Source organism: Streptomyces sp. NBC_00045 (assembly GCF_045041095.1).
In the GTDB taxonomy this organism is placed as follows: Bacteria; Actinomycetota; Actinomycetes; order Streptomycetales; family Streptomycetaceae; genus Streptomyces.
Map to the genome: position 1 here is coordinate 1653215 of NZ_CP108271.1, position 14915 is coordinate 1668129.

Here is a 14915-nt window from a genome sequence, read left to right on the forward strand (position 1 = left end):
GTACCCCGTCAGGTCTGCTTGGGGCCCTTGTCGTGGCCGGTCAGTTTCGCCGCGTGGGCCTTGAGGCCCCACTGCGTGACCCGCCAGAGGGCCTCCACCACGATGTCCTTGCTCATCTTGCTGTCGCCGAACTCGCGCTCGACGAAGGTGATGGGCACTTCGACGACGCGGAAGCCCTGGTGGACGGCCCGGCGGGCCAGGTCGACCTGGAAGCAGTAGCCGGCGGAGGCCACCTCGTCCAGGCCCAGCCCCTCCAGGGTCTCGCGGCGGAAGGCCCGGTAGCCGCCGGTCACGTCGCGGATCGGGACGTCCAGCATCAGCCGGGAGTACGTCGAACCGCCGCGCGAGAGGAACTCCCGGCTCTTGGGCCAGTTCACCACCCGGCCGCCCGGCACCCATCGCGAGCCCAGGACGAGGTCCGCCCCGGCCAGCGCGGTGAGCAGCCGCGGTAGCTCCTCCGGCTGGTGGGAGCCGTCCGCGTCCATCTCGACGAGGACGCCGTAGTCGCGCTCCAGGCCCCAGGAGAAGCCCGCCAGGTAGGCGGCGCCGAGGCCCTCCTTGCCCTTGCGGTGCAGGACGTGCACGTGGTCGTCGCCGGCCGCCAGCTCGTCGGCGATCTTGCCGGTGCCGTCGGGGCTGTTGTCGTCCGCGACCAGGATGTGCGCCTCGGGCACCGCCGCGCGCACGCGGCCGACGATCGTCCCGATGTTCTCCGCCTCGTTGAAGGTCGGAATGATCACCAAGGCCGTCCCGAGCGGTCCGTGGGCCCGCTGTCCGCCGTCGCTCACTGGGTCCGCCTTCGTGTTCTTGTACGTCCTGTCACAGAGGATGACTTTAGAACAGTGGTCGGGGCCCGCGGTCCTTCGGGCCGGTCCGGCTCCCGCTGGCTGCGGGTCGCCGTGACCGTTGTCTACTGGACCGCGGGGTCCCGACCGGGCCACCCTCCCCCGAGCCCCTTCGGAGCAGGGGGGACCCCCGTCCGGCGAAACCTTCCCTCGCCCCCGAGGCGCGGGCGCGCTGAGCAGACGGATCCGCCCGGTACGGACGTCCGGTGGTGGACCCGGCCGAACCTATCCGGGTCCGAGTGCCCGTACCGAACCGAGGCCGACCGGATCACCCCTGTGGCCGTACGAATACCTCCCGCCCGCCGACGACGGTGGCGAGGCACACCGGCAGATCGCCGCCGGGGGTCAGGTCGGGCAGTCCGGGGGTCCCCGAACGGGGGTCCGTGGACCAACGGGCGACCCGGTCATCGGGGGCCTGGACGACCAGTTCGGCGGTCTCCCAGAGGGCGTAGTCGGCGGGTGCGCCGGGCACCAGCACGCCCGCGCCGTCGCGGCCGAGGGCACGCCAGCCGCCCCGGGTGTGGGCGGTGAACGCGGCCCTTACGGAGATCCGGTGCTCGGGGGTGCGGTGGAACGCGGCCGCCCGGACGGTGCCCCAGGGGTCGAACGGGGTGACGGGCGCGTCGGACCCGAAGGCGAGCGGCACGCCGGCCTTGAGCAGGGCCGCGAAGGGGTTCAGGGAGCGGGCGCGCTCGGCGCCGAGCCGGTCGGCGTACATGCCGTCCTCGCCGCCCCAGGCCGCGTCGAAGGCGGGCTGCACGGAGGCGGTGAGGCCCAGGTCCGCGAAGGCGGCGATGGTGACGGGGGTCATCATCTCGGCGTGTTCGACGCGGTGCCGGGCGGCGCGGACGCGGGCGAGGCCGACCTTGTCGGCGGCGGCGCGGACGCCCTCGACGACGGCGGTGAGGGCGGCGTCGCCGATGGCGTGGAAACCGGCCTGGAGGCCCGCCTCGGTGCAGGCGGCGACGTGCGCGGCGACGTCGGCGGCATCGAGGTAGCCGGTGCCGGTGTGGCCGGCATCGGCGTACGGGGCGTGCAGACAGGCGGTGTGGGAGCCGAGGGCGCCGTCCACGAAGAGGTCGCCGGCGGCGCCGATCGCGCCGAGTTCCTTGGCCTGTTCGAGGTCGCGGTCGGCCCAGTACCCGAAGACGCGGGGGCCGGACCGCTCGCGGGCGAGGTTGAGGAGGTCCGCGAAGTCCTCGGCGGAGGAGATGTCGGGGCCGCCGCACTCGTGGACGGAGCCGATGCCGAGGGAGGCGGCACGGTCGAGGGCGGCCCGCTGTGCCTCGGCGCGCTGGGTGGGGGTGACGGCGGCGAGCGCGGCCCTGCGGACGGCGTGGTGGTCGTCGCGGGTCAGCGGTTCGTCTCCGCGGACGGAGACGGCCGGGACGAGGTCCAGCAGGGCGGTGGTGACGACGGCGGAGTGCACGTCGATGCGGCTGAGGTAGAGCGGGCGGCCGGCGGCGGCCTCGTCGAGCTCCTCGCGCCGGGGTGCGCGGCGCTCGGGCCAGCGGGCGGCGTCCCAGCCGTGGCCGAGGAGCACCCGGTCGCCGGGGCGGCCCTCGGCGTACGCGCGGACGAGCCGCAGGGCGTCGGTGAGGGAGGCGGCGCCGGTGAGGTCCAGGCCGGTGAGGGCGAGCCCGGCGGAGGTGGTGTGGACGTGCGCGTCGGTGAAGGCGGGTGTGACGAGCGCCCCGTCCAGGTCGACGACCTCGTCGACGCCCTGTGCGAAGGCGTCGGCGGCGCCTTCGGAGCCGACCCAGGCGATGTGTCCGCGCTCGACGACCATCGCGGTGGCGAAGGGGTCGGCGGGGCTGTGTACCTCGCCCCCGCGGAGGAGGACGGTCCGTTCGGATGCGGAGGCTCCGGCGGCGTCGAGGGAGCTGGCGGTGCGGTCAGTCATGCCCACAGTTTCGCGGGTCCGCGGGCCCGCCTCGACCGCGCCCCCGCGGACGGCCGGCCGGACGGAGTCCGGTGCAGCGGGCCGGAGCCGGGGACGCGCCCCGGCGCCGAGCTGCACGAGGGGCCCGAGGCCCCGGGTCCACAGGAGTCAGACGCGGGGCGGGCGCGCTTCGTACGGGGTGGAGAGGACCACCGTGGTGCGGGTCGAAACGTGGGCCAGGGCGCGGAGGCGACCCAGGAGGTCCTCCAGCTCCAGCGGGGTCGCCACACGGACCTTGAGGATGTAGTTCTCGTCGCCCGCGACGCTGTGGCAGGCCTCGATCTCGGGTACGCCGGCCAGCCGGTCTGCGATGTCGTCCGGCGCGCTCGGGTCGAAGGGCTTCACCGAGATGAAGGCCGTCAGGGGCAGGCCCACGGCTTCGGGATCGACGACGGCCGCGTACCCGCGGATCACCCCGCGCTGTTCCAGACGGCGTACTCGCTGGTGGACCGCCGACGTGGACAGTCCCGTGGCCTTGCCCAGGTCCGTGTAGCTCATCCGCCCGTCCCGCACGAGCAGATCCACGATCTGGCGGTCCAGCTCCTCCATTGCGCTCATAGCCGCTCAACCTAAGGCCCAAGGGCGGTTCAGGCACAGTGCTGTCCGGCCACAAGTGGCACCTGCGGCGGGCATGTGACCAAAGCCACAAGGGTATGCAGGCGTACGGCGGGATGTTGTGGTTACTCGTGCCGCGCGGCGGGAAGTGCTTGCTGTGGCCGAGGCCGTAGAACCAGCCCGCCCGGCCCACCCAAGGGGGAGTACATCCATGCAGAACACCAAGCGCGCCGGTCGCACCGAACCGGAGCCCCTGGAATTCGCCGACGCCGGCGACGACGAGTACCTCGAAGACGCCGACGGGTTCGACGGCTTCGAGATCCACCACGCGATCTGCCCGGACTGCGGCCAGTCGATCGCCCTCGTCGCGGACGAGGAGTACCTGCCGGAGCACGCGCACTGCCTGACCCCGTGGAACCCGTTCGGGCTCACGGTGTGCGCGGGCACGGGCCGCCCGGCTTCCGAGGCGCTGCCGACCGTCGGCACGGGCCCCGACGCGTCCCAGGAGCTTGAGGTCGTGCTGCTGGACCTGCCGCAAGGTCTGGACTGGCGCACTCAGCCGTTCTCGCACGTCGGCGGTCCCGGTTCGCGTCCCGTGCAGATGCCGGCGCCGACGCTGCTGCCGCAGATGCGGCAGCACGCGCAGGCCGCCTGACGGCCTTCCCGGCCGCGGTTTACCAGTACGTGCCCTGCACCATTGCCCTGAGGCTGGCGTGGTGCAGGATCAGTCCGTCCGCTTCCTCGGCGTTCACCGGGACCGCGACCTCGCCGAAGTACGCCTGCCGGTAGGCGATGCGCAGCATCACGATCCCGTGCCGCAGGGCGGCGTACAGGGTGTGGAACTCCATGTCCCGCGGGGTGTGTCCGGTGAGTTCGGCGTACCGGCGCTCCAGATCGGCGCGGCGCAGGAAGTCCGGTAGGCCGCTCTGGCCGAAGCCGACGGTCAGGTCCTGGAAGAAGCGGTGGAGGTAGACGGTCCAGCCGAGGTCGACCTCGCGCGGGGCGTACGCGGCCATCTCCCAGTCCAGGACGGCCACCGGCTCGAACCCGTCGGCCTGGTAGACGACGTTGCCGATGCGGGCGTCGCCCCAGTTGAGGACGGCGGGGCCCTCGTCCGCGGGCCACAGCTCCTCCAGGCGGTCGAAGGCCCGCTCCAGCAGCGGGGACGGTGCGAGGCCCTCGACCACCCAGGCGTAGTAGGCGCGTTGGGCGTCGACGTGGCGGCGCAGGGGGCTGCCGGTCCCTTCGGGGAGGAGGAACTCGGCCCGTTCGGCGGGGAACTGGTCGTGCAGCCGGGCCAGCAGCGAGATGCTCGCCTCCTGGAGTGCGGCGCGTTCGGAGCCGCTCGCGGCGTGCAGCCAGTTCCCCTCGTACGTGTAGGGCATGACGTCGGGCGGGACCCGGCCCTCGGCGCGGGCCATGACGAAGAAGGGCGCGCCGAGCGGTCCGGGGTCCTGCTCCAGCCACAGCACGCGCGGGACGGGCAGGTCGGTGTGGGCGGCGACCAGGCTCATCACCCGGTGCTGGCGGGGCATGTCGTAGGTGGGGAACACGGTGTAGGCGGCCGGGTCGGCGGCGAGGCGCAGGGCGCAGGCGCGGACCGGGGTGTCGGGGTGTTCGATGTCGAAGAGCAGGGTCTCGCTGGACATGCCGTTGGACCCGGGGACGCGGACGCCCGTGACCTTCGCGCCGGGGAGTTGGGTGTCGAGCCAGGCTTCGAGGCGCCGGCCGAGTTCCTCGGGTTCGCGGGTGGAGGTGCGCGGGCGTGGTGCCGGTGCTGCCATGACTTCCCCTTTCTTCTACTGGGCCACTGAGCCGTAGTCGGTGAAGCCGCTCGGGTCGTGGCGGCCGAAGCTGCCGTGCTCGAAGATCCCGAAGCCGGTCTGCCCGTCGAGGGTGAAGCGGGCGGAATGGTCGGTGACGCCGAAGGCGGCCACGGGGTGGGCGGTGGGGTCGGAGAGGTCGTAGGTGCGGCGGTCGCTCCAGCCGCGGCCCTGCCAGGTGCCGTGCTGCCAGTCGGCGGCGGGCGGGTAGCCCGCGCCGACGGCGAGCGGGGAGGAGTTCAGGATCTCGACGCCGAGTTCGAGGGGTTTGCGGGCCGGGTCGGCGAGGTGGACGACGGCGCTCTCGGGGTGGCGGGTGCCGGGGCGGTAGCGGATCTCGGTCTGGGGCCAGCCGAGCTGTACGTCGTGGCGGCCGCTGTCCTCGGGGAAGACCTGGACGGCCTCGTTCAGGGTGCGGTGCCCGTCGGCGTCCTCCTGGGCGATGACCATGACGAAGCGGTCCTCAAAGCGGACGGGGATCCAGAGCCAGTGGAAGCCTTCGGGCCGGTGCTCCTCGGCGGCGCGGCCGCCGTCCTCGCCGGGGATGGGGCGCACGCCCCAACTGCGGTCGCGGGTGCCGGTCCACTCGTGGGGGGTGAGGGCGTGCTCCCGGCCCTTGGCGCGGATGGTGCCGGTCACGTGCCCGGCCTGGACGAAGCGGCGGCCTTCGAGCATGAGGCGGTCGCCGCGCCGCTGCACGTGGTGCGGTTCCCAGACGGCGGGGAACTCGGCGGTCCAGGTGATGTCGTAGGAGAGCCCGTCGGGATCGGCGGGGTCGGCGTCGCACTGGAGGGTGATCCGCTTCAGGGGTTCGTCGACGGTGATCCGCAGCGGGCCGACGGAGAGGTTCATGCGGTCGTCGGTGAGGGCGTCGGAGGCGCGGACGGCGAGGAGTTCGTCGCCGGTGCGCAGGGTGGCGTAGGCGTCGATGACCCCGGCGTTGGGGTAGACGCCGAGGCCGAGGATGAGGACGGCCCGGCCGGCATGGTCGAAGACGTGGAAGATGCAGCGGTCATAGGCGTTCCGGTCGCCGCTGACGAGGTGCTTCATCGACAACGGGGCCTGGTGGACGGGGTATTCGTCGAGGGGTACGGGTCGGTCCGCGGGCATGGCAAACCTCCTGGACGGCGTGGTGGGGCGGGGTGCGGGGCCGCGGGCTGCGGCGTCAGCTCGGCGGATATGACGGTACGTCAGATACTGGGCCCGGGGCCAGAGTTCTGTCACTCCCTGACATCCCGGCACGTCTGGCCACTCCGGGAAGGGGATCGGGCCGGCGCGACGGGGACACCTCGAACGGATACCCGGCGGGCGCTGGCGGTTACCCGTGGGTCGAGTGGCGCGTTGGCCTCGTATGACCACGCTCGAAACCCCTGGGGCAAGAACGGGGCAGCGACGGCGTCCGGCGCCGCCCGGCTACGAAGAATCGGTTCCGCAGCGGCAGTCCGACCCGCCGATCTACCATGCGCTGCTGGCTCGTTGGGCCGACGACGGACGCACCCTGCCGGGTCGCCGCGATCCGGAGTGGTCTCGGGTCGCCGGCTCTCCGATCTGGCCGGCCGGACCGCTCCACGGCAGCTGAAGCTGCGCACCGGGCAGGCGGTTCGTCGACTTTCGTGTCGCGGTGGGCGATTACGTCACGGGGCGTCCGGAGCCTGGCGTGACTTGAGCCGGGCCCGATAGGCGCGGGAGCGGCAGGGCGCCGAGCAGTAGCGGGGCGGTCGGCCCTGCCGCTGGGCGGTGGCCGCGACGGGGAGCGGACGGTCGCACCCAGGGCAGCGCGGCGGGCTCCCGACCCCCGGGCGGGCCCCGGCCCCGGCCTCGGCCCGGGTTCCGACCCCGGCCCCGACCCCGGCTTCGACCCCGGCTTCGACCCCGGCTTCGACCCGGGTTCCGGCTCCGGCTTCGGCCCCAGCCCCGGCCTCGGCCCCGGCCCGGGCTGCGGCTTCCGCGCCGGTTCCAGCCCCGGCCCCGGTCTCGGCCCGGGCTCCGACCCCGGCCTCGACCCCGGCCTCGGCCCGGGTTCCGACCCCGGCTTCGGCCCGGGTTCCGACTCCGGTCCCGACCCCGGCCCGGGCTGCGGCTTCCGCGCCGGTTCCGGCCCCGGCGTCGGTCCCGGTCCCGCTCTTGGCCGCGGTCTTCTGGAGGTCCGGCACCGGTTCGGGTGCCGCGGCAGTCGGGGCCTCCCCGACGGGGGCTTCCCGCGCAGGGACCGCCGGGGCGGCGACCGGGTGGCCGGTCAGGCCCTTCCGCTCCGCTATCACCCCCGCCTGGAAGCGGCTGTGCGCCCCGAGGCCGTCCAGGATTTCGGAGACGTGGCGGCGGCAGGTCCGCAGGGAGACTCCCAGCCGCCGGGCGATGGACTCGTCCTTGAGCCCCTTGGCGAGCAGCACCAGGATGCTCCGCTTCATGGCCTCCGATACGCCGTGGGCCGCCTGTGGGCCGGTCGCGAAGGGGGTGGCGTTCGCCCAGTCCCGTTGGAAGACGTCCAGCAGGTAGCCGATCAGGTCGGGCTCGCGGATGACCAGCGCGCCACCGGACCGGGCGGGCAGCAGGGCGAGCTGGCCGTCGACCAGGATCATCTGCGGGAGCACCTCGGGCAGCGTGCGGATCTCCGCACCAGCACCGATGAGCTGTTCGGCATGCACCCGGGTCGCCTGGTCGAAGCGGGTGGCGTGCTGGTAGAGGCTGCGCATCCGAACCCCGCGGGCGAGCAGGGCCAGGTCCCGGGGCAGCGCCTCGCGCAGCGCGGCCGGCGGGAAGGAGCCGCCGTGCTTGGAGACCAGGACCTCGCTGCGGCAGGTGTCGACGACCTCGGTGAGCAGCGCGCGGACCGCGAACTGGTCCGGGAGGTGGTCGATGGTCCCCTCGGGGAAGGTGTCCCGGCGGGCCTGGAGGTAGACGGGGACGAGGGCGCTGAATCCGTCGCGCTGCCGCTGGAGTTGTTCGCGCTGCTCACGTAAGTCCGCCTCGTGGGCCCGTAATTCGGTCTCCTTCTCGGCGAGGACCTGCGCGCCGGCCGACTGCGGGCTCACGGCCCGCCAGCCCGCGTCGGCGTCCTCTCCTCCCCCGTTGCCGCCGGGCAGCGGCTGGAACAGGTACACCTCCGCGAGCTGCGCGATCGCCCCCGTGCAGGCCTGCTCGCTGAGGCCAGTCTCGGCCGCGGCGCGTGGCAGCGTCGTGGGAGTGAGCCGGCCGTGGACGAGGGTCCACCGGTACAGCAGGGTCGCCGGTTCGTCGAGTCGGGGTACGCCTGTTCCTGAATCCGCGCCCATTTCCACCGCTTGCCTCCTAAAGATGCATGGCATCCACATGATCCCTTCCAGGCCTGCCGGGTGCCAGCGGGCCCTGGCAGAGTCGTCCTCGTAACCGGCGGAAACGGCGGAAACGGCGCCCTCGCCGCCCCCGACGCCCTTGCCCGACAGAGGAGTTGCCGTGAACGTCAAAACCCTGCGACTGACGGCGGGACTGGCCTTCGCGGCCTGCCTGTGGCTGGGCGGCGCCGCCGTCACCGGCCACGGCGCCGACACGACCGACGGCCCCGCCGGCTCCGGCGTCCGGGTCACTGCGGGCCACGAACTCGCCGACAGGGCCGACGGCGGCCACGACGACTCGCACGACGGGCGCGGCAACGGACACGGAAACGGCGGCGGCGGCCACGGCGACAAGCCCTGCCCCGTGACCACGGCGTGGGGCAGCTCCGTGTGCCCCGGCAAGCCGCTGAACTGAACCATCCGGGAGACCGGGTGCGGGGGCGGCGGACACCATCCGCCGCCGGTTGGGTGGATGTGGGCCCGACCCAGTCTCCTTCTCTTCCTGCTCCCCCCTTCCTCTTCGATGAGCCCGGCACCGCCGCGGCGCGATGAGGCATGCCCGAAAGGAATCCCCATGAGATCAGCCATCGCGGCCTCGACCCGCCGCCGCTCGTTCGCCGTCGCCCTCTGCGCGGGCACGGCCCTACTGCTCGGCGTCGGTGGCGCGGCGAACGCCCAGGCGGCCACTGCCGGTTACCGGGAGCCGGGCGGGACCTACCCGTCCTTCTCTCAGTGCATCCAGGCCGGCTCGCTGAGCATCGCGCTCGGGCTCTTCAGCCGCTACGAATGCAACCCGACCTGGAACAACCAGTACCAGCTGTTCTACGTCGACTGATCCGCACCACCGCGCCCCCGCTCACGACTCGAAGGGACACACCCCATGCAGCTGACCCGTTCCCGGGCCCGGTGGGCCTCCGCGCTCACCGCCGTCGCCGCGCTGGCGGCGGGGGCGACCGCGCTCGCCCCCGCGGCGCAGGCCGCACCGGCCGCCGGTCCGTCGCCCGTCGCCGCGTCCTCGGCCCGCAGTACGGACGTCGTCTTCAGCAACAGCACCAGCCAGCAGCTGACCCGGGTCAGCTCCGACCTGCCCCACGGCTGCTGGAACAACGACGCCCTGCCGCCGGACTACATCGCCAAGGGCATCACCACCTCCTGGGGCAGCCGCTCGTGCGGCATGCTCACCGGGACGGAGGGCTACACCACCTACCGGGTCACGGCGACCGGTCAACCAATAAAGATCCACTGGAACAACCCGTACGCCGGCTCGAACAGTTACAGCTGTGAGGCGCCGACCGGCTACGCCTGCACCCGTACCGGCGGGGGCGGCGACAACGCCACCGTCAACTTCACGCTGACCGGCGGACCCGCGGCGTTCGCGGCACGGGCCGCGTCGACGGAGATGACGGCCCAGGCCGCCCGCAGCACCGCCGTCCGAGTGATCAACAACAGCGGCACGCTGCTCGCCCGCACCGGCGCCGGGCTGTCCCACGGCATCTGGACCGCCAACAGCCTTCCGCCGTCCCTGATCAACCCCGGCGCCGGCGCCTCGTGGGCGAGCGAGTCGGAGGGCTTCATGACCGGAACCGAGGGCTACGCGAACTACACGATGGCGGGCGGCGGCACCGTCTCCATCCGCTGGGACAACCCCTTCTCGGGCAGCAACAAGTACGAGTGCCAGGTCCCCGCGCCGCACCGCTGCACCACCTCGGGCGGAGCCGGCGACAACGCGTACGTCACCTTCGCCGTGAACTGATGCCGGTACCGACACCGGCGGCGACACCGGCGCCGACAGCAACCCACGAATCCCCTCTCGTACGAAGGACCCCGATGCGCAAGACCCTTCCCGCGGCCCTCCTCGGTCTCGCCCTGCTCGGCGCGACGGCCCCCGCCTCCCAGGCCGCCACCGAAGCACCGTCCGCAGCGCCCGCCGCCCAGGCCGTGGGCATCCAGCAGGTCCAGTACAACTGGGACCTGACCGGCGACCAGCGCAACGCCGCCGCCGAGTACACCCGCTTCATCCTCTCGCTGCACCAGACCGGCACCATCTTGCGGGGCCACGGCAACCGCACCGTGTGGCAGACCCGCAACGCCAACGACATCATCGAGGTGGTCGTCGCCCTGCCCGAGGGCCGCCGGCTCAGCCTCTACGTGACGGCCCAGGACCTGTACCTGCGCGGTTTCGCGACCGCCGGGGGCGGCGGCCCCGTCTTCCAGTTCACCGATCCGCAGTACAACCTCGGCCAGATACTCGGCCGCAATGCGGTCAATCTCGGTTACAGCGGTAGCTACGGCAGTAGCAACGGCAACCAGGGCCTGGAAGTGGGCGACGCCAACCGCAGGACCCTGTCGATCACCCTGGCCGGCCTGCAGGGCCACTTCCAGACGCTGTGGCGCCACGCGGCCGACGGCAACCAGGACCGGGACGCCGTGCGCAGGGCGCTCATCCACGCGATCGCCGCGGTCGGCGAGGGGACCCGCTACCGCAACATCGAGAGCACCGTGCGCAACGGGATCGCCTCGTCCTCGTCCATCACCTCGCAGGAGGCCCAGGAAGAGAACCAGTGGGGGCCCGGCTCCACGTACATGCTCAACGAAACGGCCCGTCCGGGGGCGGGCGGCTCGTTCAACCTCGGCGGTGTCACGCGCCACGGCTTCAACGAGATGTCCGAATACGTCTCGATGGTCAAGCGACCCGGGTGACGGCATGACGCGACGGGGCCGCGCCGGCCATGAGCCGGCGCGGCCCCGTCGCCGTCAGCGCGATTCCGGGCCGGCCAGGTGGCGGGCGATGACCATGCGCTGGATCTGGTTGGTGCCCTCGACGATCTGGAGCACCTTCGCCTCGCGCATCAGGCGCTCCACCGGGAAGTCCGCGGTGTAGCCGTAGCCACCGAGGACCTGGACCGCGTCCGTGGTGACGGCCATGGCGGCGTCCGTGCAGAACAGCTTGGCCATCGCCGCCTGGCGGGAGAAGGGCTTGCCCGCGTCGCGCAGCCGCGCGGCGGCCAGGTACAGGGCCCGCCCGGCCTCGATCTTGGTGGCCATGTCGGCGAGCATGAAGCGCAGGCCCTGGAAGTCCGCGATCGGGTGCCCGAACTGCTTGCGGTCCAGGGCGTACGCGAGGGCCTCGTCCAGGGCGGCCTGCGCGACGCCGATGGCGCAGGCGGCGATGCCGAGGCGACCCGCGTCCAGGGCGGCCAGCGCGATGGTGAAGCCCTGGCCCTCCTCGCCGATGCGGCGGGTGTCCGGGACGCGGACCCCGTCGAAGTGCAGCTGGGCGGTGGGCGAGCCCTTCATGCCCATCTTCTTCTCGGGGACGGCGGCCGTCAGGCCCTCCGCGTCGCCGGGCACCAGGAAGGCGGTGATGCCCTTGGGGCCCTCGCCGCCGGTGCGCGCGAGGACGGTGTAGAAGTCGGCGACGCCGCCGTGGGTGATCCACGCCTTGGTGCCGGTGATGATCCAGTCGTCGCCATCGCGCACGGCCTTGGTGGTCAGCGACGCGGCGTCGGATCCCGAGGCGGGCTCGGAGAGGCAGTAGGCGCCGAGCAGGCCGCCGCCGAGCATGGCGGGCAGGTGGGCCTTCTGCTGCTCCTCGGTGCCGTATCCGGCCAGGCCGTGGCAGGCCAGGGAGTGCACGCTGACGCCGAGCCCGACGGTCAGGCGGGCCGCGGCGAGCTCCTCCAGGACCTGGAGGTAGACCTCGTACGGCTGCTCGCCGCCGCCGTACTCACCGGCGTACGGAAGACCGAGCAGGCCGGCCTCGGACAGCAGGGTGAAGATCGCGCGCGGGAAACGCCCGGCGTCCTCCTCGTCGGCGGCCACGGGGCGGATCTCCCGCTGTGCGATCTCTCGCACGAGTGCGAGGAGATCCCGGGACTCCTCGGTGGGCAGCTGACGGTCCACCGGCTGCGGGGCGCGGTCAGTCATGGCGGCGCTCTCCTCCCTCGTCGGGCACGGCGGCGACGCGTGAGGTGTGGGACGCGCCGCCGGGTCTCGGTGCTCTCACAGCCGATACTGCCCTCCCGGATCACGGAAGGGGCAGTTCAGTGGCTGCGGCGGCTTGAGTATGCCCGATCAGGAGCGTCCCGTCACCGGGGCAAGATCATCGACCGTCTCGAACGCCCCTTCGGGAAGGGGCGGCGGCGGACACTCCGGGACGAACTCCCCGATCACCGTCAGAGTCGCGCGCAGCTGGCGTACGAGCAGGGCTCCGAGCCGGGCCCGGTCGGGCTGCCGGGGCGAGGCGTCCGCGCCGTGATCCGCGTCCTCGCCCCAACCTGAGTCCGCCTCGACGCCGGTCCCCGTCCCCGCAGCGGCGGCCGGGGCGCCGATCCACTCCAAAGTGGTCCCCTCGACCCCGGACAGCCAGCCCACCAGCGCGAGCCGGGCGATCGGCGGGATGGCGCGGCGCCCGTAGGCGCCTTCGGCGATGGTGGCCACCAGCTCCTCGCGGACCGCATCGCGGATCGCGCGCACCTCGGCGTCCGAGCCCACTCCGCCCGTGACGATGGTGCGGTAGGCGGCCTGGTGGTGCTCGGCGTAGTGGAGGTAGCCGTCGATGGTGCGACGCACCCGCTCGACCTTGGGCAGGTCGGGCTCCCCGGCGGCGCGCGCGACGAGCTCGGCCACCGAGTCTTCGACGATCGCGAGGTAGTAGCCGCGCTTGCTCTTGAAGTAGTAGTAGATCAACCCCTTGGCGACGCCGGCCTGTTTGGCGATGTCGTCCATGGAGAGCGCGTCATATGCGGTGTCGGCGAACAACTTGCGGCCGATGCCTATGAGTTCGGTCCTGCGAACCTGCGAACGCCCGCTCGCACCACGCTGTTGACTATTATTCAAATTCGGCCCCAGCCTCGAACTGCCACAGGATGCCCGCAGTATGGCAGACCTGTCTCATGCACTTCCCCTGCGCACCGGACGACGTAGCAGCGACGTCTGCCAGGCCGCCGAGGTGGACACCCCCCTGGGAAAGGTGGTCTTCAAGCTGCCCGGCCGGCGGACCGGCCGGGCAGGTCACGGCGAGCAACCTCGTCATCGACGGGGAGGACCTCGACGGCGACGCGACCTTCGGCACGGCGCAGATCGGCCGGGACGCCTCGACCCTCGCCGGGTGGACGGCATCAGGGGTGAGCCGGGGAAGTTCGGTCTGCAGGCGGGGGACATCGAGGTCGTCGGCGTGAAATCGCATGCCTGGCCCGCGACGGGCGGGAACTTCCGGCTCAAGGGCATGCGGGTGAGCGTGGACCTGGACGGCACGAAGCGCTTCTGAGCCGTCGCCACCGCCCTCGCATCCCGCCCTCGCATCCGGCCGGCGCTCGCCCGGCAGCGGCGGCGGCTGCGCGCCTGGCGCGGACCCGGCCGTTCTGGGGCGGTCTGCTCGTCCTCCTGGGCGGGGCGGAGCTGCTGCTCGTCCCGCTCTCCCCGCTGACCGTACTGGTGAGCCCGGGCCTCGGCGGGATCGCCGCGGTGGGATCGGCGCCGCGCCGGTCGCCGCGGGGCTGTTCCTGTGGTGCGCGCCCCGGGCCCGGCGTACGTCTGCGTCCACGCCCTGCTGCTGTCCGTGCTGTCGTTCGTGGCGACGAACCTGGGCGGGTTCCTGGTCGGCACGCTGCTCGGGAGCGCCGGGAGCGCGCTGCCCGACGGGGCGGCGGACGAGGAAGGGGCGGACGCGCAGGCCCCGTGCGCGCCGGGAGTGGCCCGGGCGGGAACGGGCCGTACGGGAAGGGCCCGGGCGGCGCCGTCCTCGGACGCTCGCCGTCGTGCTCCCGCTGCTGCTGGCCGCCGCGCCGACGGCGTGGGCCCCGCCCGCCAGGGCGGCGGGTCCGGCCTCCGGGCCGCCGGCGGCCCGGACTCCGCCGACCGTGACGACCTCGCTCTTCGCCCCGCAGGGCTTCGCGTTCGCGGGTGTCACCGAGGTCGCGACCGCCGACGGACCGCTGAGGGTGCTGGTGTTGAAGGTGCGCGCGGCATCACTGGAGGACTACCGGCTGCGCACCCGTGACGGGCGCGAGGAGTACGGCCTGGCCGCCAGGTCCCTTGAGCTGCGGGGCGACGTGACCTTGTACCTGCCGAAGTTCAGCGGCTGCATCGATGGGCTGCTGTGCCTCACCTTCAGCCCGGACGGACTGCCCGCTCCCCCGGTGATCCCGCCGTTCGTCTTCATGACCCGGGTCAGCGCGGAGCAGGCCCTGGTCACTTCGGACGTGATCGTCACCGACGGGCTGCGACTGGAGGCCTCGTGACGACGGGCTCCGGGGCCGGGGTCAGAGCCGGGGCCGGGGTCAGAGCCAGCCGACCTGGGTGACGAACATGGCGACGACGACGACCAGCGTCCAGCCGAGCACGTGCTCCAGCCACTTGGAGTCGTCCTTGGGCCCGCCGGTCCCGACGAGCTTGCGGGCGCGGGCGGTGAGGGCGGCGCTGTGTGCGGTCATGCCGT

General features: G+C 73.0%; 17 protein-coding genes. 8 read left to right on the plus strand and 9 right to left on the minus strand.

The window, feature by feature from the left end; translation table 11 throughout:
* Positions 1 to 8 precede the first annotated feature (8 nt).
* From OHA65_RS07825 to OHA65_RS07835, 3 genes are all read right to left on the minus strand, one after another.
* The gene (locus tag OHA65_RS07825) at positions 9 to 788 is read right to left on the minus strand and encodes a polyprenol monophosphomannose synthase (protein WP_327282399.1); all 780 of its coding nucleotides are present in this window, start codon (positions 786 to 788) and stop codon (positions 9 to 11) included.
* 325 nt (positions 789 to 1113) lie between these two features.
* Entirely contained in the window at positions 1114 to 2748 is a 1635-nt protein-coding gene (locus tag OHA65_RS07830) for an amidohydrolase (RefSeq protein ID WP_327282401.1), read from the minus strand.
* Positions 2749 to 2895: 147 nt separating this feature from the next.
* The gene (locus OHA65_RS07835) at positions 2896 to 3336 is read right to left on the minus strand and encodes an Lrp/AsnC family transcriptional regulator (protein WP_030011705.1); all 441 of its coding nucleotides are present in this window, start codon (positions 3334 to 3336) and stop codon (positions 2896 to 2898) included.
* Between the two features lie 217 nt (positions 3337 to 3553).
* Between OHA65_RS07835 and OHA65_RS07840 the strand changes: the two genes are divergently transcribed.
* The gene (locus tag OHA65_RS07840; protein ID WP_327282402.1) at positions 3554 to 3997 is read left to right on the plus strand and encodes a hypothetical protein; all 444 of its coding nucleotides are present in this window, start codon (positions 3554 to 3556) and stop codon (positions 3995 to 3997) included.
* A gap of 19 nt (positions 3998 to 4016) precedes the next feature.
* Here OHA65_RS07840 and OHA65_RS07845 read toward each other — a convergent pair whose 3' ends face one another.
* The 3 genes from OHA65_RS07845 to OHA65_RS07855 form a co-directional block, all read right to left on the minus strand.
* Positions 4017 to 5126, minus strand: coding sequence for a phosphotransferase family protein (locus tag OHA65_RS07845; RefSeq protein WP_327282403.1), 1110 nt, complete (start codon positions 5124 to 5126; stop codon positions 4017 to 4019).
* Positions 5127 to 5141: 15 nt separating this feature from the next.
* Positions 5142 to 6275, minus strand: coding sequence for a hypothetical protein (locus OHA65_RS07850; protein WP_328762106.1), 1134 nt, complete (start codon positions 6273 to 6275; stop codon positions 5142 to 5144).
* Positions 6276 to 6799: 524 nt separating this feature from the next.
* The gene (locus OHA65_RS07855) at positions 6800 to 8437 is read right to left on the minus strand and encodes a LuxR C-terminal-related transcriptional regulator (RefSeq protein ID WP_405761635.1); all 1638 of its coding nucleotides are present in this window, start codon (positions 8435 to 8437) and stop codon (positions 6800 to 6802) included.
* A gap of 160 nt (positions 8438 to 8597) precedes the next feature.
* Between OHA65_RS07855 and OHA65_RS07860 the strand changes: the two genes are divergently transcribed.
* From OHA65_RS07860 to OHA65_RS07875, 4 genes are all read left to right on the plus strand, one after another.
* Complete coding sequence (locus OHA65_RS07860; protein ID WP_327282406.1) at positions 8598 to 8891, plus strand: hypothetical protein; 294 nt, start codon at positions 8598 to 8600, stop codon at positions 8889 to 8891.
* A gap of 159 nt (positions 8892 to 9050) precedes the next feature.
* On the plus strand, positions 9051 to 9311 hold the full coding sequence (locus OHA65_RS07865) for a hypothetical protein (RefSeq protein WP_327282407.1): 261 nt from the start codon (positions 9051 to 9053) through the stop codon (positions 9309 to 9311).
* Between the two features lie 45 nt (positions 9312 to 9356).
* On the plus strand, positions 9357 to 10229 hold the full coding sequence (locus tag OHA65_RS07870) for a Crystal protein ET79 (protein WP_328762112.1): 873 nt from the start codon (positions 9357 to 9359) through the stop codon (positions 10227 to 10229).
* Between the two features lie 74 nt (positions 10230 to 10303).
* Entirely contained in the window at positions 10304 to 11176 is an 873-nt protein-coding gene (locus tag OHA65_RS07875; RefSeq protein WP_327282409.1) for a ribosome-inactivating family protein, read from the plus strand.
* 54 nt (positions 11177 to 11230) lie between these two features.
* Here OHA65_RS07875 and OHA65_RS07880 read toward each other — a convergent pair whose 3' ends face one another.
* Both OHA65_RS07880 and OHA65_RS07885 read right to left on the minus strand, forming a co-directional pair.
* Positions 11231 to 12403, minus strand: coding sequence for an acyl-CoA dehydrogenase family protein (locus tag OHA65_RS07880; protein ID WP_327282411.1), 1173 nt, complete (start codon positions 12401 to 12403; stop codon positions 11231 to 11233).
* A gap of 147 nt (positions 12404 to 12550) precedes the next feature.
* Positions 12551 to 13315 carry a TetR/AcrR family transcriptional regulator gene (locus OHA65_RS07885; protein ID WP_328762115.1) on the minus strand — a complete coding sequence of 255 codons (765 nt, stop codon included), beginning with the start codon at positions 13313 to 13315 and terminating at the stop codon, positions 12551 to 12553.
* A 56-nt stretch (positions 13316 to 13371) separates the two neighbouring features.
* Here OHA65_RS07885 and OHA65_RS07890 point away from each other — a divergent pair, with 56 nt between their 5' ends.
* The 3 genes from OHA65_RS07890 to OHA65_RS07900 all read left to right on the plus strand — a co-directional run bounded on the left by OHA65_RS07890 (position 13372) and on the right by OHA65_RS07900 (position 14718).
* The gene (locus OHA65_RS07890; RefSeq protein WP_405763383.1) at positions 13372 to 13656 is read left to right on the plus strand and encodes a DUF6230 family protein; all 285 of its coding nucleotides are present in this window, start codon (positions 13372 to 13374) and stop codon (positions 13654 to 13656) included.
* Positions 13587 to 13745, plus strand: a complete 159-nt coding sequence (locus OHA65_RS07895; protein ID WP_405761638.1) for a DUF6230 family protein — start codon at positions 13587 to 13589, stop codon at positions 13743 to 13745. The genes OHA65_RS07890 and OHA65_RS07895 overlap by 70 nt, the downstream gene beginning before the upstream one ends.
* 490 nt (positions 13746 to 14235) lie before the next feature.
* Positions 14236 to 14718 (plus strand): hypothetical protein, encoded by a 483-nt coding sequence (locus tag OHA65_RS07900; RefSeq protein ID WP_405759353.1) that lies wholly within the window; start codon positions 14236 to 14238, stop codon positions 14716 to 14718.
* Positions 14719 to 14757: 39 nt separating this feature from the next.
* Here the strand turns inward: OHA65_RS07900 and OHA65_RS07905 are convergent, their stop codons facing one another.
* Positions 14758 to 14910 (minus strand): SCO1431 family membrane protein, encoded by a 153-nt coding sequence (locus tag OHA65_RS07905; RefSeq protein ID WP_327282415.1) that lies wholly within the window; start codon positions 14908 to 14910, stop codon positions 14758 to 14760.
* Between the last annotated feature and the right edge of the window lie 5 nt (positions 14911 to 14915).